This is a genomic window from Gilliamella sp. B2887 (genome assembly GCF_026537015.1).
Lineage (GTDB): Bacteria > Pseudomonadota > Gammaproteobacteria > Enterobacterales > Orbaceae > Gilliamella.
Map to the genome: position 1 here is coordinate 37,883 of NZ_JAFNMX010000007.1, position 19,590 is coordinate 57,472.

19 protein-coding genes are annotated in these 19,590 nt (G+C 34.8%); 12 read left to right on the forward strand and 7 right to left on the reverse strand.

Annotated features, from left to right (window positions below; genetic code table 11):
* Positions 1-2 precede the first annotated feature (2 nt).
* From mrdB to ispC, 9 genes are all read left to right on the forward strand, one after another.
* The gene (gene mrdB, locus J3U13_RS06940; RefSeq protein WP_267341051.1) at positions 3-1,109 is read left to right on the forward strand and encodes a peptidoglycan glycosyltransferase MrdB; all 1,107 of its coding nucleotides are present in this window, start codon (positions 3-5) and stop codon (positions 1,107-1,109) included.
* Positions 1,110-1,123: 14 nt separating this feature from the next.
* Positions 1,124-2,305: a serine hydrolase gene (locus J3U13_RS06945; RefSeq protein ID WP_267341053.1), complete on the forward strand. Its 1,182-nt coding sequence runs from the start codon at positions 1,124-1,126 to the stop codon at positions 2,303-2,305.
* Positions 2,306-3,233: 928 nt separating this feature from the next.
* The gene (gene rpsB / locus J3U13_RS06950; protein ID WP_267341054.1) at positions 3,234-3,971 is read left to right on the forward strand and encodes a 30S ribosomal protein S2; all 738 of its coding nucleotides are present in this window, start codon (positions 3,234-3,236) and stop codon (positions 3,969-3,971) included.
* A gap of 85 nt (positions 3,972-4,056) precedes the next feature.
* Positions 4,057-4,917, forward strand: a complete 861-nt coding sequence (gene tsf, locus J3U13_RS06955; protein ID WP_267341055.1) for a translation elongation factor Ts — start codon at positions 4,057-4,059, stop codon at positions 4,915-4,917.
* A 122-nt stretch (positions 4,918-5,039) separates the two neighbouring features.
* Complete coding sequence (pyrH, locus tag J3U13_RS06960; RefSeq protein ID WP_267341057.1) at positions 5,040-5,774, forward strand: UMP kinase; 735 nt, start codon at positions 5,040-5,042, stop codon at positions 5,772-5,774.
* Positions 5,775-5,804: 30 nt separating this feature from the next.
* Positions 5,805-6,362 carry a ribosome recycling factor gene (frr, locus tag J3U13_RS06965; RefSeq protein WP_324123795.1) on the forward strand — a complete coding sequence of 186 codons (558 nt, stop codon included), beginning with the start codon at positions 5,805-5,807 and terminating at the stop codon, positions 6,360-6,362.
* A 573-nt stretch (positions 6,363-6,935) separates the two neighbouring features.
* Entirely contained in the window at positions 6,936-7,601 is a 666-nt protein-coding gene (gene deoC / locus J3U13_RS06970; protein ID WP_267341059.1) for a deoxyribose-phosphate aldolase, read from the forward strand.
* A 54-nt stretch (positions 7,602-7,655) separates the two neighbouring features.
* The gene (gene deoR, locus J3U13_RS06975; RefSeq protein ID WP_267341060.1) at positions 7,656-8,417 is read left to right on the forward strand and encodes a DNA-binding transcriptional repressor DeoR; all 762 of its coding nucleotides are present in this window, start codon (positions 7,656-7,658) and stop codon (positions 8,415-8,417) included.
* A 2-nt stretch (positions 8,418-8,419) separates the two neighbouring features.
* Positions 8,420-9,604 (forward strand): 1-deoxy-D-xylulose-5-phosphate reductoisomerase, encoded by a 1,185-nt coding sequence (gene ispC, locus J3U13_RS06980; RefSeq protein WP_267341061.1) that lies wholly within the window; start codon positions 8,420-8,422, stop codon positions 9,602-9,604.
* A gap of 6 nt (positions 9,605-9,610) precedes the next feature.
* Here the strand turns inward: ispC and J3U13_RS06985 are convergent, their stop codons facing one another.
* Entirely contained in the window at positions 9,611-10,162 is a 552-nt protein-coding gene (locus J3U13_RS06985) for a sugar O-acetyltransferase (RefSeq protein WP_267341062.1), read from the reverse strand.
* Between the two features lie 4 nt (positions 10,163-10,166).
* A complete protein-coding gene (locus J3U13_RS06990) occupies positions 10,167-11,126 on the reverse strand; it encodes an aminoimidazole riboside kinase (protein WP_267341063.1) in 960 nt (319 codons plus the stop codon).
* A gap of 322 nt (positions 11,127-11,448) precedes the next feature.
* On the opposite strand from J3U13_RS06990, the gene J3U13_RS06995 reads away from it, so the two are divergent.
* The gene (locus J3U13_RS06995) at positions 11,449-12,918 is read left to right on the forward strand and encodes a glycoside hydrolase family 32 protein (RefSeq protein ID WP_267341064.1); all 1,470 of its coding nucleotides are present in this window, start codon (positions 11,449-11,451) and stop codon (positions 12,916-12,918) included.
* 39 nt (positions 12,919-12,957) lie between these two features.
* Here the strand turns inward: J3U13_RS06995 and J3U13_RS07000 are convergent, their stop codons facing one another.
* Positions 12,958-13,962, reverse strand: coding sequence for a LacI family DNA-binding transcriptional regulator (locus tag J3U13_RS07000; protein WP_267341065.1), 1,005 nt, complete (start codon positions 13,960-13,962; stop codon positions 12,958-12,960).
* Positions 13,963-14,162: 200 nt separating this feature from the next.
* Here J3U13_RS07000 and J3U13_RS07005 point away from each other — a divergent pair, with 200 nt between their 5' ends.
* Both J3U13_RS07005 and cysE read left to right on the forward strand, forming a co-directional pair.
* A complete protein-coding gene (locus J3U13_RS07005; RefSeq protein ID WP_267341066.1) occupies positions 14,163-15,398 on the forward strand; it encodes an oligosaccharide MFS transporter in 1,236 nt (411 codons plus the stop codon).
* A gap of 174 nt (positions 15,399-15,572) precedes the next feature.
* Complete coding sequence (cysE, locus tag J3U13_RS07010; RefSeq protein WP_416380286.1) at positions 15,573-16,349, forward strand: serine O-acetyltransferase; 777 nt, start codon at positions 15,573-15,575, stop codon at positions 16,347-16,349.
* 59 nt (positions 16,350-16,408) lie between these two features.
* On the opposite strand, the gene J3U13_RS07015 is transcribed toward cysE, so the two are convergent.
* Genes J3U13_RS07015 through coaBC form a run of 4 tightly spaced genes read right to left on the reverse strand, consistent with a single transcriptional unit; the run spans position 16,409 to position 19,564 of the window.
* Positions 16,409-17,245 (reverse strand): mechanosensitive ion channel domain-containing protein, encoded by an 837-nt coding sequence (locus tag J3U13_RS07015; RefSeq protein ID WP_267341068.1) that lies wholly within the window; start codon positions 17,243-17,245, stop codon positions 16,409-16,411.
* Positions 17,246-17,305: 60 nt separating this feature from the next.
* Positions 17,306-17,893, reverse strand: a complete 588-nt coding sequence (slmA, locus tag J3U13_RS07020; protein ID WP_267341069.1) for a nucleoid occlusion factor SlmA — start codon at positions 17,891-17,893, stop codon at positions 17,306-17,308.
* Between the two features lie 2 nt (positions 17,894-17,895).
* Positions 17,896-18,354, reverse strand: coding sequence for a dUTP diphosphatase (gene dut / locus J3U13_RS07025; RefSeq protein WP_267341174.1), 459 nt, complete (start codon positions 18,352-18,354; stop codon positions 17,896-17,898).
* Complete coding sequence (gene coaBC / locus J3U13_RS07030; protein ID WP_267341070.1) at positions 18,338-19,564, reverse strand: bifunctional phosphopantothenoylcysteine decarboxylase/phosphopantothenate--cysteine ligase CoaBC; 1,227 nt, start codon at positions 19,562-19,564, stop codon at positions 18,338-18,340. Before coaBC ends, dut begins: the two co-directional genes overlap by 17 nt.
* Positions 19,565-19,590 lie beyond the last annotated feature (26 nt).

A 19,590-nucleotide genomic window follows, 5' to 3' on the forward strand; every position in this document is an offset into this window, starting at 1 on the left:
TTATGAATAATATAAAAAAATCTTTCTGGCAAAAGATACATATTGATCCACTATTTTTTCTATTTATTACTTTATTACTTGGTTATAGTCTTTATATTCTTTGGAGTGCAACTGGCCAAGATATCGATATGATTGAAAAACGCGTCATTCAAATTATGTTAGGTTTTATTGTGATGATTGTCTTTGCACAGTTTTCACCTAGAACATATGAAACATGGGCACCTACATTGTATATAATCTGCATTATAATATTACTATTAGTGGATATTTTTGGTTATACCAGTAAAGGTGCACAGCGTTGGCTAGATTTGGGTATTTTACGTTTTCAACCTTCTGAAATTGCCAAAATTGCAGTACCATTGATGGTAGCAAAATTTATCCATCGTGATGGCTGTCCTCCGACACTAAAAACAACGTTACAAACTTTGGCTATAATTGGTGTACCGACCTTACTTGTAGCAATGCAACCTGACTTAGGTACGGCTATTTTAATCGTTATGTCTGGCATTTTTATTATTTTTTTAGCCGGAATTGATTGGCGGTTTATTTTGATTGCTGTTGTTTTAATTGCTGCTTTTTTACCAATTATGTGGTTTTTCTTAATGCATGATTATCAGCGGCTTCGTGTTTTGATGTTATTCAATCCTGAACTCGATCCTAGTGGAGCTGGTTATCATATCATCCAATCAAAAATAGCGATTGGATCAGGTGGAATCTGGGGTAAAGGCTGGCTTAGTGGGACTCAATCACAATTAGAATTTTTACCAGAAAGGCACACCGATTTTATTTTTTCGGTTATTGCGGAAGAATTTGGTTTTGTAGGTACAATCGTTCTACTTATTCTATTTTTATGTTTAATTGTACGTGGATTAATTATTGCTTCACAAGCTCAAACAACTTTTGGCAGAATTTTATCTGGCGGGCTAATTTTAGTCTTTTTTGTGTATGTGTTTATTAATATTGGTATGGTCAGTGGAATCTTACCAGTAGTTGGTGTACCATTACCACTAATAAGTTATGGTGGCTCTTCTTTAGTCGTTTTAATGGCAAGTTTTGGCATTATGATGTCTATTCATACACATCGATACATGTTATCTAAAAACATTTAACGGAATTCAAATAAATGAAAAAGAAATTTAAATTATCTTTCGCGTTTTTAGCACTCGCGATTTGTTCAACTGCGTCAGCTGAAATGGCTTTTCCTATTCCTGCTATTCCACAATTAAATGCAGAGTCATATATTTTAATTGATGCCAAATCGGGGGAAATTTTAGCTCAATATAATGCGGAACAACAACGTGATCCGGCTAGTTTAACTAAAATGATGACTAGTTATGTTATAGGTCAAGCATTACAATCAGGCCGTATAAAAAATGATGATATGGTTGTCGTAAGTAAAGATGCTTGGGCAACTGGCAATCCTGCATTAAAAGGATCATCGCTAATGTTTTTAGAAGTGGGTAAAACAGTTTCAGTTGCTAATCTAAATAAAGGTATTATCATTCAATCTGGTAATGATGCATGTATTGCTATGGCTGAACATGTTGCTGGTAGTCAAGGTGCTTTTGTTAATTTAATGAATGAATATGCTAAAAAAATAGGTTTAGAGCATACGCATTTTGAAACTGTACACGGACTTGATGCACCAGGACAATATACAACCGCCAAAGATATGGCATTTTTAGGGCAAGCATTAATTCGTGATTTACCAAATGAATACGCAATCTATAAAGAAAAAGAATTTACTTATACCCTCTCTAAACCCCAATTAAATCGTAACGGTCTACTTTGGGATACAACATTAAATGTTGATGGGATCAAAACAGGACATACTAATGCGGCAGGTTATAATTTAGTTGCTTCTGCTGTAGATGGAAATACGCGTTTGATTTCAGTGGTGTTAGGAGGTCGAACTTTTAAAGGTCGTGAAGAAGAAAGTAAAAAATTATTAGTATGGGGATTTCGCTTTTTCGAAACGGCAAATCCTGTTAAAGCAGAGAGTTCATTAGTGAATGAAACAATTTGGTATGGAGATCAAAATAAAGTTCCATTAGGATCGGTTAATGGTGCTTTCGTTTCTGTACCAAAAGGACGTTCTGCTGATGTACAAGTACAATATATTATTGATGATTATATTTATGCGCCAATTACTAAAGGTACCAGTGTTGGTAAAATACAGTTTTTATTAGATGGCAAAGTGATTAATGAACAACCATTAGTAGCACTGCAAAATGTTGAAGAAACAGGATTATTTGGATCGATATGGGATTGGATTTGTTTGAAGTTCAATCAAATGTTCAACTAAATTTTATGAAACCATTTGATAAGTAAAACTTATTGAATGGTTTTTTTATAGCATAAAAAACTAAACTCATTTACTGCGCTAAAGTAACATTCTTACAACACTTTTTTACTTTGTTTGTCACACTACGATATTTATTCTAACTTGATCTATAATTATATCTTGTTTATTACTTATGACTTTTAAAAGAATAGATGATTAATATTTTACAATTATTTTTGCAAAAAAATTTTGGAATGTAAAAATATAACGATGTGGAACTGTATAAAAATTTACCTTATGTAAGACATTAGAATTTTCAAGTTGCGTAGAGACATTTAATTGTTCATACTTGTCACTTATTTTATATTAGGTGATAAAATCATTGAATCAGAAGACTCTCCAATATATATCTTATCTAAATTGATTTGTTCGGCAATCACCTCATTAGTTCCTGTTCTTTTAACTTTCTTTTGACATACATTTAATTTTGTTAGTGATAGTATCTCTTTATCAGTTGATATTTTAATACTATTTAGAGCAGAAGCATAATTAGAAGGTTAATTAACGATTAAAAACGTAGCATTAACAGGATCAACGTTTTTATTTCTTGATTGATAAAATACTTAGTAACTTCATAAGATTTGTTCGATTGTTATTTTTAATGTAATTTGCTTTTTTAAAGCACTACATTATTCTTTCTATTCTTTCTATTATTTTTATAAAAAATAACGCTGGCAAATTTTATCTAAATATGGTATAAAACGCGCGCTGCTTTTAACATTCATTTTTCAAAAAATCGTTGTAAGAGTAAGCACAAATTTTAATATTTAATTAACGTTATAACACACACATATCATTACTCTTTTCCGGGGTGCCTTTTGTTTTTTTCAATAAGGTCGGTTAAAGCGGATATGTGGAGGCATAACCCCAACGTCAAAATGAGGAAATCATGACTACAGTATCAATGCGCGATATGTTACAAGCGGGTGTACACTTTGGACACCAAACTCGTTATTGGAACCCAAAAATGAAACCATTTATTTTTGGTGCTCGTAACAAAGTTCACATCATCAATCTTGAAAAAACAGTTCCTTTATTTAACGAAGCATTAGCTGAATTAAACAAGATTGCCGCTCGTAAAGGTAAAATTTTATTTGTTGGTACAAAGCGTGCAGCTAGCGAAGCGATTAAACAAGCGGCTGAAAGCTGTGGGCAATACTACGTAAATCACCGTTGGTTAGGTGGTATGTTGACTAACTGGAAAACAGTACGTCAATCAATCAAACGTTTAAAAGATTTAGAAACACAAGCTAGTGATGGTACATTTGACAAATTAACCAAAAAAGAAGCATTAATGCGTGCTCGAGAAATGGCTAAATTAGAAAATAGCTTGGGTGGAATTAAAAATATGGGTGGCTTACCCGATGTGATTTTTGTTATTGGTGCAGACCACGAACATATCGCTATCAAAGAAGCTAACAATTTAGGTATTCCAGTCATTGCTGTTGTTGATACTAATTCAGATCCGGATGGTATTGATTACGTTGTTCCTGGTAATGATGATGCGATTCGTGCTATTCAACTATATGCAAATGCAGTAGCTGAAGCAGTACGTTCTGGTCGTGAGCAAAACCAATCTCCAGTATCTGAAGAAAGCTTCGTTGAAGAAGCTCCAGCAGCTGAGTAATAAACTCAAATATTTTCAAGGTCGATAATCAGTATCGACCTATTCTAATGACAATCATCACAATGGTTAACTAGAGGATTTAAAAATGGCTGAAATTACCGCTTCTATGGTAAAAGAACTGCGTGAAAGAACTGGCGCAGGTATGATGGAATGTAAAAAAGCATTAGTTGAAGCGAATGGCGATATCGATCTTGCTATCGACAACATGCGTAAATCTGGTCAAGCAAAAGCTGCTAAAAAAGCAGGTCGTGTTGCTGCTGAAGGTGTAATTATCTCTAAAATTGCTGCTGATAAAAAATCAGGTGTAATCTTAGAAATCAACTGTGAAACCGACTTTGTTGCTAAAGACGCTGGTTTCTTAGAATTTAGTGAAAAAGTTGCCACAGCCGCATTAAATGATGGTTTAACAGATCTTGCTGCTTTACAAGCAAAATTTGAAGAAGAACGTACAGCTTTAGTTGCTAAAATCGGTGAAAACATCGGTATTCGTCGTGTTCAAGAAATTACTGGTGAAGTTGTTGGTAGTTATCAACATGGTGCACGTATTGGCGTTTTAGTTGCTGCAAACAATGGCTGTGACGAAGAATTAGTGAAACATATTGCTATGCACATTGCAGCAAGTAAACCAGAATATGTCAGCCCAAGTGATGTACCTGCTGATGTGGTTGAACATGAACGTAATATCCAAATTGATATCGCTATGCAATCAGGTAAACCACGTGAAATCGCTGAAAAAATGGTTGAAGGTCGTATGCGTAAATTCACTGGTGAAGTTTCTCTTACTGGTCAACCATTTGTTATGGATCCAAGTAAAACAGTAGGTGATTTATTAGCAGAGAAAAAAGCGACAGTTGCTAAATTTATCCGCTTTGAAGTGGGTGAAGGCATCGAGAAAGTCGAAGTTGATTTTGCAGCAGAAGTTGCTGCGATGTCGAAACAATCTTAATTGTTTCATAAAAACCGCCGTCAAGGCGGTTTTGTTTATCTACAAAATATTTTTAAATTACTGTTAACAAGTATAGCTTGTCAGGTAATTAAGTAACGAAATAACGAATAGTGAGACTTCATATGGCAACCCCTTTCTATAAACGAATTTTACTTAAACTTAGTGGTGAAGCACTGCAAGGCGACGAAGGTTTTGGTATTGATCCAACCATTCTTGATCGTATGGCACAAGAAATTAAAGAACTGATTGAAATGAATGTTCAAGTTGCTGTCGTTATTGGAGGGGGAAATCTATTCCGGGGTGCTGGTCTTGCTAAAGCAGGAATGAACCGTGTTGTTGGCGATCATATGGGTATGTTGGCAACGGTAATGAATGGTCTTGCTATGCGTGATGCGTTGCATCGAATTGAAGTTAATGCTCGTTTAATGTCAGCCATTCCTTTAAATGGTGTATGTGATGATTATCGTTGGACTGAAGCGATTAGCTTGCTTCGTCATGGTAAAGTCGTTATTCTTTCTGCTGGTACAGGTAATCCATTTTTCACAACTGATTCTGCTGCATGTTTACGTGGTATTGAGATTGAAGCTGACGTAGTTTTAAAAGCAACTAAAGTTGACGGTGTTTACTCAGCTGATCCTGTTAAAGATCCAACGGCAACATTGTATAAAACATTAAATTATGGAAAAGTATTGGATGACGAATTAAAAGTGATGGACTTAGCAGCCTTCACCTTAGCGCGTGATCATAATTTACCTATTTGTGTATTTAATATGAACAAGCCAGGTGCGTTACGTCGGGTCATTTTAGGTGAACAAGAAGGAACATTAATTAATAATCAGGCAACAGTTAGCTGTTAGTCTTTTTTATTTCAATATAAGGTTTTTATTATGTTAAATGAGATTTTAAAAGAAGCGCAAACGCGCATGGAAAAAAGTATTGATGCGTTTCAAACTCATATTTCTAAAGTTAGAACAGGCCGTGCATCGCCAAGTTTATTAGATGGGATTATGGTTGAATATTATGGTAGCCCAACACCACTACGTCAGCTAGCTAACGTTGTCGCTGAAGATGCAAGAACTTTAGCCATTACGGTATTTGATAAATCATTAACACCAATGATTGAAAAGGCGATTTTAACCTCTGATTTAGGACTCAATCCTGCTTCAGCAGGGACAGTTATTCGAGTACCTCTGCCACCGTTAACTGAAGAACGTCGTCGTGATTTAACTAAAATAGTCCGTAATGAAGCAGAACAAGGTCGTGTGTCAATTCGTAATATTCGTCGTGATGCTAACGATCAAATCAAAGCTTTGTTAAAAGATAAAGAAATCTCAGAAGATGATGAACGTAAATCACAAGATTTAATTCAAAAAGCAACCGATGCAGCTATTAAAAAATTAGATGCAGTGCTTGCTGATAAAGAAAAAGAGTTAATGGAATTTTAATCTCTTGTCTAAAAAGCCTAGTTGATAAAACTAGGTTTTTTTGATTTTTACCAATCAATTATCAATCAGTTAATTACCGCTGAAAAATACAAAATATTAGTTTTATCAGTTAGCGAATAGATCAAAAATAAAAAATCACTCGATAAACAATTATCTTTCTATCTTAAGCGATAAAGTCTAACTGAGTTTATCTATAGTTACTCAATACAAATAATGCGCTTGTGCACAATTAAAGGGTAAACATTCTGTTTGTATTAGCGCATTATTTGCCACTAAAGATAATCAAGTTTCTTAAAATCATGGTTTCCAATTTGATTTAGTGAATCACGCATCATATCTTCAATTAATAGGTAATGTTAAATTGCACATTGCTTAGCTTTTTCATACCAATCACTTCAATTTGATTCAATTGTCTAAGTTTAGTAAATAGTTTAGTTTTTAATTATCAAAATTTAAGTATATAATGTTACGGAAATAACATTGTATGGCTATATATGTTATTTTTATAACATCATTTACTTAATACTAAAATCATTTACTAGACATTACTAACAAAAATTAAAGGACATCATTATGGATTATGCAAAGTATATTGATCATACTTTACTGGCGATGAATGCCACAGAAGATCAAATACGTAAACTTTGTGAAGAAGCAAAGCAGTATCATTTCTATTCTGTATGTGTTAATTCAGGCTATGTGCCTTTAGTCGCTAGCTTGCTTAAAGGTAGCGATGTAAAGGTTTGTTCAGTTGTTGGCTTTCCTTTAGGGGCTATGCTGACTTCTGCTAAAGCATTTGAGACTGAAATGGCAGTCAAAGCTGGCGCAGAAGAGATCGATATGGTTATCAATGTCGGCTGGCTAAAAAGCAATGATTTAACGGCGGTTAAAGAAGATATTCAAGCGGTATTTAATGCTTGTGGTTCAGTGCCGTTAAAAGTTATTTTAGAAACTTGCTTATTAACTAAAGAAGAAATCGTTACAGTTTGTACAATTTGTAAAGAAATTGGCGTTGCTTTTGTTAAAACTTCAACTGGTTTTAGCTTATCAGGGGCAACTGTTGAAGATGTTAAATTGATGCGCGAAACAGTCGGTGATAAAATGGGTGTCAAAGCATCAGGTGGCATTAGAGATCGTCAAACTGCTGAAAAAATGGTTCAAGCTGGTGCAACACGGTTAGGCGCTAGTGCTGGTATTGCAATTGTATCAGGCGATAACGCATCATCTAGCGGCTATTAATTCATCCTTTTATAAGCTACTGTATAGTAGCTTATTGCTATTTATGGAATGGCAATGGAAACGCAACCGCAAAAAAGAATTAATGCACTTATTGAGCAATTAAAAATTACCGATAAAATTCATTTAAAGCAAGCAGCGCAAATGCTTGCTGTTTCTGAAATGACAATTCGTCGAGATCTTAGTAATCAATCTTCATGTTTAGCTGTTTTAGGCGGTTATGTAGTTAACCAAGCACGCCATACCATATCGCAATATTTTGTTTCAGATCAAAAAGATAAACATGTAGATGAAAAGCGTTATATCGGCAAACTAGTTAGCCAATTTGTTGATGAGAACGATACTATTTTTTTTGATTGCGGTACAACCATGCAATTTATCATTGATGAAATTAGTGATGATATTGCTTTTACTGCAATCTGCTATTCACTCAATGCTTTTCTAGCGTTACAAAACAAACCAAAATGTAAAATCATTTTATGTGGTGGGCAATATCAGCTTAATAATGCAATTTTTACCGGCATTAGTTCCCATAATCCGCTCGATTTTATCTGTCCAAATAAAGCTTTTATTTCGGCAGCGGGTATTGATCTCACTCAAGGTGCAACTTGTTACCATTTTGATGAACTAAATATGAAGCATCAGGCGATGAAAAAATCGAATCAAAATATTTTAATTGCCGATCATACTAAGTTTAATCAAGTTAAACCGGCTTTTATTTGTAACCTTGATCAGTTTAATTTGGTGATGACCGATAGAGCACCGGATTTAAACTACGTCGCTTACTTTGAAGAAAATAACATTGGTTTAATTTATTAATTATGAAAAATATCGCAATTTTAGGTTCAACAGGATCGATCGGCTGTAGCACGTTAGCCGTCATTCGGCAAAATCCAACTTTATACAAAGCTTATGTGCTAGTAGGTGGCACTAATGTTGCAAAAATGACAGAGCAGTGTCAGGAGTTTAAACCAAAATATGTTGCTATGGCGAGCAAACAAGCAGCGCAGCAGCTTAAAGCAAATTTAGCTAACCTAAAATTGAATATAGAAGTACTGAGTGGTGAGCAAGCTATGTGTGATTTAGCACAGCTCCCCGAAGTTAACCAAGTTATGGCTGCAATTGTTGGTGCAGCAGGATTAAGGCCGACTCTTGCTGCAATTAAAAAAGGTAAACGCATTTTACTCGCTAATAAAGAGTCATTAGTCACTTGTGGGCATTTATTTATGCAAGCGGTGAAGCAATATGGCGCCGAGCTACTGCCGGTCGATAGTGAACATAATGCGATCTTTCAAAGTTTACCTACCGCAGTACAACATGATCTTGGATTTGCTAATCTGACTGATCATGGTATCGCCAAAATTGTGTTAACCGGATCTGGCGGACCTTTTCGGGAACTACCGTTAAATCAATTAACTTCAGTCACGCCTGCGCAAGCGACTTTACATCCTAACTGGTCAATGGGTAAAAAGATTTCAGTTGATTCGGCAACGATGATGAATAAAGGCTTAGAATACATTGAAGCACGCTGGTTGTTTAATGCTAGTTCTGAACAGATGGAGATTATAGTACATCCTCAATCGATTATTCACTCAATGGTACGTTATCTAGATGGCAGTATTATTGCAGAATTAGGCGTGCCAGATATGTGTACGCCAATTGCTTATTCAATGTCTTATCCATTACGTATTTCATCCGGTGTTTCTGCTTTAGATTTTACTCAAATCTCATCATTAACCTTCAATCAACCTGATTTTATTCGCTATCCATGCTTAAAATTAGCCATTGAGGCTTGCGGTGACGGGCAAACGGCAACAACAGCGCTTAACGCTGCTAACGAAGTGGCAGTTGAAGCATTTTTACAGCATAAAATTGGTTTTATGGATATTGCCAAACAAGTTGCAACCACGTTAGATCAACTTAATTTTCCGGAACCTGCCACTATTGATGATGTGTTCACTATTGATGCATGGGCTAGAGCACAATGTAGCAAACAGATAGTTTAAATGGCATTAAAGTGTTTTATACACTCGGCATGGCGTACCCATGGCAACGACATTTGAAGGAATATCTCGATCTACAATACTGCCAGCTGCAATAACCGTATTATCGCCGATAGTCACATTGGGTAGTACAATTACGTTACCACCGATCCAAACGTTATTACCGATCGTAATCGGTTTGGCAAACTCAAGTCCACTGTTGCGTATTTGGCTATCAAGTGGGTGACCTGAGGTATAAAAACCACAATTGGGTGCGACAAGGACATTATCTCCGAATGTAATTTTGGCCGCATCAAGCATGATGCAGTTAAAATTAGCAAAAAAATTCTCTCCAATTTCAATATTGTAGCCATAATCACATTGAAAACCGGGCATAATTGTAAATTGTTGTCCTGTTTTTCCTAATAATTTTTCAAAGAGATGTTGCCGTTGATTTACGGCTAATGGTGATAATTGATTTAATTGAAAACAAAGATCTTGCGCATAAAGTCGTTCATTAGTAAGTGAGTTGATACAAGGATCATACAACAAACCTGCTAACATTTTATCTTTTTCTGTCATTTTATTACGCCATTTGTTTAGCGCATAAAGCAGGGTTATCACTAATAAATGATTGCAAAAATGCGCTATCGGGAAGTGCTGTTAATGCCCCTTTTTTGGTAGTTGCTAAGGCGCCACAGGCACTGGCAATGGTCATCATACTTTCTAACATTAATTTATCTTCAGGCATTCCTGACGAAGCGATACTACTAAGTAAGCCGGCAATAAATGCATCACCAGCTCCAGTTGTATCAATGCTATTGACATGAAATGAGTCAAAAGTAAAAGTTTTACCTTGCCATAACACAATACTACCATCTCTACCTTTGGTAACTAACTTAAGTGGTGCATTATAATGTTGTTGCAATTTATCGAGTGCTACATGCCAATCTTGGCTCTCAGTTAACCAAAACAACTCTTCATCAGAGAGTTTAAGAATGTCAGCATCATGACAGAATTGAGTGATAATTGTGCGCATTTCATTTTTATCTTGCCACATTTGTTCACGTAAATTGATATCAAAACTAATTAAACCATTTTTATCATTAAGTTTCTCAATAGCTTGTTTGAGCGTTTGTCGACAAGTTGTTCCAACTAATGCTAGAGAACAAAAATGAAGAATATCTTGATTAAAATCAGGAAGTGCTTGTTCAGACAAAAATTGATCGGCAGAAGGTGAAACCAGAAAGGTAAAACTTCGTTCACCATTTTCACCTAAATCAACAACAACAGTGCTTGTTCTATGCTCCTCATCCTTTTCAAGACTTTGGCAATCAACATGATGCTCACAAAAAGTCTTTTCCATGAAGTGACCAAATGGATCATTACCAACTCTACCAATAAAACCAGAGGGCAGTCCTAACTTAGCAATACCAATAGCAACATTAGCCGGAGCACCTCCAGCGCAAGCTTGATAATTCATATCACCAAATGGCAACAAATCAATAACAGCATCCCCAAGAGACCAAATTTTTGTACTATTCATTTTTTTACTCGATCATAGTTAGTTACTACGGTAATTTAAGCTTAGTATAGATATTGGTTATTGCCAAATTTCGTAAAATAAGCCATTTTTATATTTTGTTAGCAAAACAGTGGATGTATAGTTTATTATTATAATTAATAAAAGTCTTTTTTTAAAATTAGTCATAGACTAAATCATTTGCCAAAAAATTCATTGTTAACGTTAAAAATGTGTGACTTCCATCACATATTTTATCTATTTTTTTATCAATAGTTAACGTTAACAGTTAATTTGGAGTAGTATGTAAATTATATATGTCATACTGGATAAAAAAGGGGTTATTATGTCTACTGCTATTGATGAAGCGAATCTAGCTGTGAAAAAGCTAGAGAAAGTGATGAACAAACAATATTATCCGCATTTTCATTTAGCGCCACAGTCTGGCTGGATGAATGATCCTAATGGTTTGATCTATTTTAAAGGTCAATATCATGCTTTTTACCAGCATCATCCTTATAATGAAAATTGGGGACCAATGCATTGGGGGCATGCTGTTAGCGATGATCTGGTAACATGGAGAAGGTTACCTATTGCTATTGCACCTGGCGATGATTACGATAAAAGTGGCTGTTTTTCTGGTTCAGCAGTCAATAATAATGGCGAGCTATGCTTAATCTATACAGGCCATATTTGGTTAGCCGGTCAAGGTAATGATGAAAAAATTTCTCAATCACAATGCTTAGCAACCAGTAAAGATGGTGTCCATTTTAAAAAACACGGTACCATACTTGCGCCAGAAGATGGTATTATGCACTTTCGTGATCCTAAGGTTTGGCTTCAAGATGATACATGGTGGATGGTTGTTGGGCAACGTGATACTGATGATGTTGGGCAAATTTTACTTTATCATTCAAAAGATCTTAAACGTTGGACATTTGACCATGTTATTGTTAGTAATATCGATCCTAATGTGTATATGCTAGAATGTCCGGACTTTTTCAAACTTGGTGATAAATGGATTTTAATGTTCTCGCCACAAGGTATGAAGGCTAAAGGCTATCAGTATCGAAATCGTTTTCAATCTGGTTATATTGTTGGTGATTGGCAGCCAGGTAAAAAGTTTTCAATAATCAAATCATTTCAAGAAATGGATTTTGGCCATGATTTTTATGCGCCACAATCGTTTCTTGCTGCTGATGGACGACGAATTGTGTTTGCTTGGATGGATATGTGGGAATCGACCATGCCAAGTAAACAAGATAAATGGATGGGTTCTTTTACACTTCCTCGTGAATTGATATTGGATCACAATAATAATGTTCGCAATCGTCCAATTAAAGAGTTGGCTGCGCTCCGTGAACAGTCACAATCATTAAGTGAAATAATTCTTAATAGTGAACTGAAAAATACTCATATTAAATCCATTAGCTGTGAACTGAATGTTGAGTTTGATTTATCACAAAGTACTGCAGAGCGATTTGGTTTGCAGCTATCGGCAACCAAAAATGGTGAACAAGCAACATTGTTATATGTGGATTTACAATCAAAACGTATTGTTCTTGATCGTAGTCTTTCTGGAATTGAATTAAAAGGTTATCGTAGTGTACCGCTACCAAAAACGAAAAAACTGTCGTTACATATTTATATTGATGCATCATCGGTTGAAGTATTTGTTAATGATGATTTGTATAGTCTTTCAAGTCGTATCTATCCTAAATTACCAGCAGAACGGCAGATAAATTTATTTGCTGAAAATGGTAGTGCCAAAATTATTCAGCTCGACAGTTGGCAATTAAAATCTATTTATGCTTAAGTTATGCTTGAATTGACCGCTATCAAGCGGTCAATTCATTTACAAAGAGTTTCTTTCTAAATAGGGCGAAGCCACATAGCTTATGTTTGTTTCTGTTTGACCATTGATGATATGTAACGCTGCTTGCTTGCCTATTTCATAATGCGGTAATTGAACTGTAGTAAGCGGTGGGTAAAATAATTCGCCAGTGCCCACCATATTGTCGTAACCTAATATGGCCACATCGTTGGGTATATGAAGTCCTTGACTGAGTAAAAATTGATAGGCAACAAAAGCAATGCGATCATTACCACAAATTAATACATCAAAATCAGGAGTGTTATTACAATGTTGTTTCAATATATCAATTGTCATCATGTATTCTTGAGTAATATTGTTTTCCAATATGGACATATGATAACTAATTATTTTTCTTAAATTTTTTCCTGCATCAAGCCATGCTTGTTCGGCACCCTTACGACGTGTTTTACCTGCCAATGTTTTTTCTGATAAATAAATGCATAGCGGTTTTTTATAGCCTTTTTGTATCACTTGTTGCATCGCTTGGTATTGACCTGTGTAGTCATCGGGAATATAGCAAGCTAGCTTTTCATTGTCAGTAACACAATTTGCCAAAACAATATTTTTGCCAAGCAGCTTTTCTGGAATATCAACTTTCCTTAGTCCCATAGTAGTGTAAATAATACCGTTAGGACGATAGGATAAAAGAGTATTAATTGCATGATCAGGATCTTTATCATCAAATAAATTAACAATAAAGGTATTCCAACCATGAGTTTGGGCAGTTTTTTCTATAGCTTGTAATAATTCTACTGAAAATGGTGTTATTGCCGTTTCTAAAGCTAAAACACCAATAGCACAAGGACCTGAGTTATCGCCACGAATTTTTCTGGCTGAGAGATCTGGCACATAATTGAGTTGCTCAATGGCTTGTTTTACACGTTCATATGTCTGTTTATTTAATTTTTCAGGATTATTAATTGCACGAGAAACTGTCATCAAAGACACCGATGCCAATTTTGCAACATCCTTAAGTGAAGCCATAGTTAGATCCTTTTACTCAATATAATAAAAATTGTTATCAATCATTGCTTATATGTGATGATACCACAAAAAGTAATGATAAAAAGTGTGAGCTAAGTAGCAATTATGATAATCGGATGTATCTATTTCATACTAAATATGACAATAATGTTAACATTAACATGTTAACGTTAAACTTCAACAATATAAGAGTAATAAATATGAATATGATGCAAAATAGAAATTATTGGTTCTCGTCAGGTTATCTTATTACCTTTTATGCTGCTTGGTCTCTTTGGTGGTCTTTTTATGCCATTTGGTTAAAAAGTAAAATCGGCTTATCCGGTGAGCAACTTGGTATTGTTTATGCCGCTAACTCTGCTGCTGCTATGTTTTTTATGATTTTTTATGGCATCATTCAAGATAAATTACAGATAGGCAAAGCGGTCATTACCTTTCAAAGTATCGTTATGATACTCATTGGACCGTTTTTAATTTATGTGTATGAACCGTTATTACGAAATGATTTTCTATTAGGTGTGTGTATTGGTGCGCCAGTTTTAAGTGCTGGCTTTATTTCTGGATGCGCATTGATTGATTCTTTTATTGAGCGAATTAGTCGATTGTTTGGTTTTGAATTTGGTCCTGCACGATTCTGGGGATCGTTTGGTTATGCGGCTGCAACTTTTATAGCCGGTATTTTATTTAGTATCGATCCACATATTAATTTTTGGATGGCATCTGTTGTTTCTGCTATCTATTTTATTATTAATTTAATTTTTAATCCTAAACAAGAATTTTTTGCCAACAGTGAAACACAAGCCGTAATACAAAAACCAACCATTCCAACCATGAGTGAAATTCTTTCATTATTTGCTATGAAAAAATTTTGGTTATTTGTCTTTTTTATAATTGGAACTAACAGCTTTTATACTATTTATGATCAACAACTTTTTCCAAATTTTTATACCAGCTTTTTTGATAAACCAGAGGATGGCTATCAAGTCTATGGTTATTTAAATTCATTCCAGGTATTTTTAGAAGCAACTTGTATGATTTTAGCACCTTTCTTTATTAATAAAATAGGAGCAAAAAAATCATTGTTAGTAGCGGCATTAGTAATGATTTGCCGGATTTCATTATCAGCAACCTTAGATAATATTTATCTGATTTCGCTAGTTAAACTATTCCATGCAATTGAAACACCACTATTCATATTAGCTGTGTTTAAATATGTGGTAAGTAATTTTGATGAAAGATTATCATCTACCTTATATTTAGTAGGCTTTAATATTTCATCTAATGTTGGTGTTATTGTTTTATCATGGTTAGTAGGTAAATTATTCGATAAAACAGGCTATTCGACAACATTTTATGTATTGGCAAGTATTGTGCTATTTATTTTGATTATTGCGATATTTACTTTAAGTGATGATAAAAAAAAGAAACAGCAATAATATTAAACCATACGATTTGCTGTTTTATGTAGTATCGAACTAGTTACCGTTGCTTTCCATGTTGATTTTTAAATAGGATAAATGAATACAAAACTTGCATCCTGCATAAGATTGAGAAACAATGTGAACAATACTATTTAAATATAAGGATTTATTGTGGAAGATGCAAAAACAATTATTAAGCCCGATTTGTTATGGCAAACCATAAGGCAAGAAGCATCAGAATTGGTAGAAAGTGAACCAATGCTTGCTAGTTATTTCCATGCTACTTTACTAAATCATGAAAACTTAGGTAGTGCTTTAAGCTATATTTTAGCAAATAAACTTGCAACGCAAGTTATGCCGGCTATTGAAATTCGCGAAATTGCTCGGCAAGCCTATCATGCGGATGAAAATATTATTCAGTCAACAATAGGTGATATTATTGCTGTTTATATTCGTGATCCCGCTACCAACCATTATTCTACCCCATTATTGTATTATAAAGGTTTTTTATCATTACAAGCCTATCGAATCGCACATTGGCTTTGGCGGCAAAATCGCAAGTCATTGGCAATTTTTTTACAAAGTCAGATTGCGATAGTGTTTGGTGTTGATATTCACCCAGCGGCTAAAATTGGCTGTGGGGTAATGTTTGATCATGCAACTGGTATTGTCATAGGTGAAACCGTTATTATTGAAAATGATGTTTCTATTTTACAATCAGTGACTTTAGGGGGTACAGGTAAGGAAAATGGTGATCGCCATCCTAAAATTCGTGAAGGGGTGATGATTGGTGCTCATTCGACTATTTTAGGTAATATTGAAATTGGAAAAGGGGCTAAAATTGGCGCAGGCTCAGTCGTTTTGGAATCTGTACCAAAACATACGACTGTAGCGGGTGTTCCTGCTAAAATTGTTGGTTGCCCTGATTGCGATAAACCAGCATTAAATATGGATCAAGATATCTAGTTTTTACAAAGTGATTTGCATTCCGTTGCTGATTAACAATGGAATGCAATAATTGAAAATTATGGTTGAGAAGTAAGATTTACATCCATAGTAGGATATGGAATATTAATACCATTTTCATTTAATCCATTTTTAATATTTTCAAGTAATTCAGCCTTAACCGGTCCATAATTGGCATTTGATGTCCAAACTAAAACATTGAAATTCATTGATGAAGCATCTAACTGATCCAAACGAATAGTCGGCTCTTTATTTGTTATAATATTGCTTGTTTTATCAACAGCTTGTTTTAATACTTGATAAACTTGTTGAATATCAGAATTATATCCAACATTAACAACTAAATCTAAACGTCTTTCTGGTAATCTTGTATAGTTAATAATATTAGCACCTACTACTTGACTATTGGGTATTACCACTAATTCGTTGGTTGGCGTAACAATTGATGTTGAAAAAATTTGAATAGAATCAATAATCCCTTTTTGATTATTAATAATAACGGTTTCTCCAACTTTAAACGGGCGAAAAATAATTAAAATAACGCCAGCAGCAAAATTAGACAGTGAACCTTGTAATGCCAAGCCAACAGCTAAACCTGCTGCACCAATAATGGCAACAATTGATGCTGTTTGAACGCCAAGTTGTCCTAAAACGGCCACCAGTGTCATTACAATTATAGCGTAATAGGATAAAGAACTTACAAATTTCACTACTGTTGGATCAACATGACGATTCGTTAATATTTTTCTGAATTGACGAGCTACAAATTTAGCAATGGTTCGTCCAATGATAAAAATGAGAATGGCAAAGCAAAAATGAGCAATATAACTAAATACTATGCCATCATATTTTTCTATAATAAAAATAGAATTATTTATTAAATCTCTAAAATTCATTTAATTATCCTTATTAATCGATAATCGGCATTATATGAAAATATCTCGCTATAAGACAGATCAAACGAGCTGCCTAGCTAATAATGTCCAGCGAGTATCAAAATTAGTTGTAGGTAGATATTTAAAACCTGAACGAGAATAACGAACCATCATACCCTCACAAAAAGCAAGTAATTGGCTAGCTAAAATGCGTTCATCCGTAGTAAAAGCAATACCTTCACGAATCTTCTTTTCTCGTATAACTTGCTTTATCTGTATTTCGATTCGCTCAAAGAGTTGACTAATACGTTCTTGCAATTGTTCTTGCTCAAACATCAAAGCATGTCCTGTCATAATTCTGGTTAATCCTGGGTTTTTTTCAGAAAAACCTAAAATTAATGCTAGGATAAGTTTTAAACGAGTAAAGGTATTTTGCTCATCTTGTATAATTATATTAATGCGTGATAATAAGATATCTTCAATATAAACAATTAAACTTTCAAACATTTTTGTTTTGCTTGGAAAATGTCTATACAGCGCCGCTTCAGAAACACCAACCGTCGCAGCTAATTTGGCGGTAGTTATTCGCTGTGTACCTTCATTGGATTCAAGCATGGTTGCTAATGCTTGTAAGATATCTTCTTTGCGATTTTTGTTTTTGTTGTTCACAATCATTTTTTACCTGAATGCCCAAATCCACCTTCGCCACGAGCTGACTGAGTAAATTCATTAACAATATTAAATTCTGCTTGTACAACAGGTACAATAATTAATTGGGCAATACGATCGCCAGCTTCAATAACAAAAGGTGTTTGACTGCGGTTCCAAACAGGAACAAACAATTGGCCTTGATAATCCGAATCAATTAAACCAACTAGATTACCAAGTACAATACCATTTTTTGATCCCAAGCCTGAACGAGGTAGCACCAATGCTGCTAAGTTTGGATCGGCAATATGCATTGATAAACCCGTTGGAGTTAAAATGGTTTCACCTGGTTTAATTTCAGTAGTTTCATCAAACATGGCTCGTAAATCAATACCTGCAGATCCTTCAGTTGCATATGTTGGCAGTGGAAATTGATTACCTAAACGTTTGTCTAATACTTTAATATCAATTTTTCTTTTCATCATGACTCGCTTTATATCGTGTTATCACTACTTCAAGTAGCTGTGATGCTAATTGTTGTTTATAGCTTAATGGTAACGTTTGCTCACCATTTTGCCAATAAAGAGTTAATGCATTTTGCTCAGAATTAAACCCGATCGTTTGATCTGAAACATCATTAGCACAGATCAAATCTAGGTTTTTGGTCGTTAATTTTTTTAGTGCATAATCTTTAATATTATTGGTTTCAGCAGCAAATCCGACTACAAAAGGTCTGTGATTCTTTAATGCAGCGACACTTGCAACAATATCAGGATTTTTAACCAATTTTATGACTAATTCATTATTATCATCAGTTTTTTTGATTTTTTGGGTAGCAATTGTTTTAACATGATAGTCTGCAACAGCGGCACAAGCGATAAAAATTGTTGATTTTTGGGCATGACTTAATGCTGCTTCGTACATCTGTTTAGCACTTTTCACATCGATACGATTGACATTATTGGGTGTATCTAGATGAACAGGGCCACTAATTAAGGTCACTTTTGCTCCCATTTGAGCTGCAGCCTTGGCAATAGCAAAGCCCATTTTACCCGAGCTATAGTTGCTAATATAACGTACAGGATCAATTTCTTCAATTGTTGGACCTGCGGTAATCGTTATTGAGAAATCGGTGAGTGTTGATGTTGTGGAAAAATAATTCTCAATTTTTTCTACAATAGCTTGGGGTTCAAGCATACGTCCTGGACCTACATCACCACAAGCCTGAAAGCCGCTATCAGGTCCTAAAATTAAGATATTTCTTGATGTAAGAACTGATAAATTATGCTGTGTTGCTGATGCTTTATACATTTGCTGATTCATAGCTGGAGCAATAGCTATCGGGGAAGATGTTGCTAAACATACCGTTGATAATAAATCATCAGCAATACCGTTAGCCATTTTAGCGATAATATTTGCTGTAGCTGGAGCAATTAATACTAAATCAGCCCATTTTGCCAATTCAATATGACCCATAGAAAGTTCTGCTGATGGATCAAAAAGATCATTGGATACCCGATTTCCTGAAACCGCTTGGAGTGTCATTGGCGTGACAAAATGGCTTGCAGAATCAGTCAGTACCACATGTACTTGTGCCCCTGCTTTTTTTAAATGACGGACAAGATCAGGACATTTATAGGCAGCAATGCCACCAGTTATCCCTAATAAAATATGTTTACCAGATAGACTCATGATCTCGCTATTCTCCCATCTAAATT

What these genes read in the sequence shown, in the direction of transcription:
- ispC (WP_267341061.1), top strand. Translation starts at nt 8,420, where the DNA reads ATGAAAAATATCGCAATTTTAGGTTCAACAGGATCGATCGGCTGTAGC.
- J3U13_RS06945 (WP_267341053.1), top strand. Translation starts at nt 1,124, where the DNA reads ATGAAAAAGAAATTTAAATTATCTTTCGCGTTTTTAGCACTCGCGATT.
- coaBC (WP_267341070.1), bottom strand. Translation starts at nt 19,564, where the DNA reads ATGAGTCTATCTGGTAAACATATTTTATTAGGGATAACTGGTGGCATT.
- deoC (WP_267341059.1), top strand. Translation starts at nt 6,936, where the DNA reads ATGGATTATGCAAAGTATATTGATCATACTTTACTGGCGATGAATGCC.
- tsf (WP_267341055.1), top strand. Translation starts at nt 4,057, where the DNA reads ATGGCTGAAATTACCGCTTCTATGGTAAAAGAACTGCGTGAAAGAACT.
- J3U13_RS07015 (WP_267341068.1), bottom strand. Translation starts at nt 17,245, where the DNA reads ATGAATTTTAGAGATTTAATAAATAATTCTATTTTTATTATAGAAAAA.
- frr (WP_324123795.1), top strand. Translation starts at nt 5,805, where the DNA reads ATGTTAAATGAGATTTTAAAAGAAGCGCAAACGCGCATGGAAAAAAGT.
- J3U13_RS06995 (WP_267341064.1), top strand. Translation starts at nt 11,449, where the DNA reads ATGTCTACTGCTATTGATGAAGCGAATCTAGCTGTGAAAAAGCTAGAG.
- J3U13_RS07000 (WP_267341065.1), bottom strand. Translation starts at nt 13,962, where the DNA reads ATGGCTTCACTTAAGGATGTTGCAAAATTGGCATCGGTGTCTTTGATG.
- J3U13_RS06985 (WP_267341062.1), bottom strand. Translation starts at nt 10,162, where the DNA reads ATGACAGAAAAAGATAAAATGTTAGCAGGTTTGTTGTATGATCCTTGT.
- dut (WP_267341174.1), bottom strand. Translation starts at nt 18,354, where the DNA reads ATGAAAAGAAAAATTGATATTAAAGTATTAGACAAACGTTTAGGTAAT.
- rpsB (WP_267341054.1), top strand. Translation starts at nt 3,234, where the DNA reads ATGACTACAGTATCAATGCGCGATATGTTACAAGCGGGTGTACACTTT.
- J3U13_RS06990 (WP_267341063.1), bottom strand. Translation starts at nt 11,126, where the DNA reads ATGAATAGTACAAAAATTTGGTCTCTTGGGGATGCTGTTATTGATTTG.
- mrdB (WP_267341051.1), top strand. Translation starts at nt 3, where the DNA reads ATGAATAATATAAAAAAATCTTTCTGGCAAAAGATACATATTGATCCA.
- pyrH (WP_267341057.1), top strand. Translation starts at nt 5,040, where the DNA reads ATGGCAACCCCTTTCTATAAACGAATTTTACTTAAACTTAGTGGTGAA.
- deoR (WP_267341060.1), top strand. Translation starts at nt 7,656, where the DNA reads ATGGAAACGCAACCGCAAAAAAGAATTAATGCACTTATTGAGCAATTA.
- J3U13_RS07005 (WP_267341066.1), top strand. Translation starts at nt 14,163, where the DNA reads ATGAATATGATGCAAAATAGAAATTATTGGTTCTCGTCAGGTTATCTT.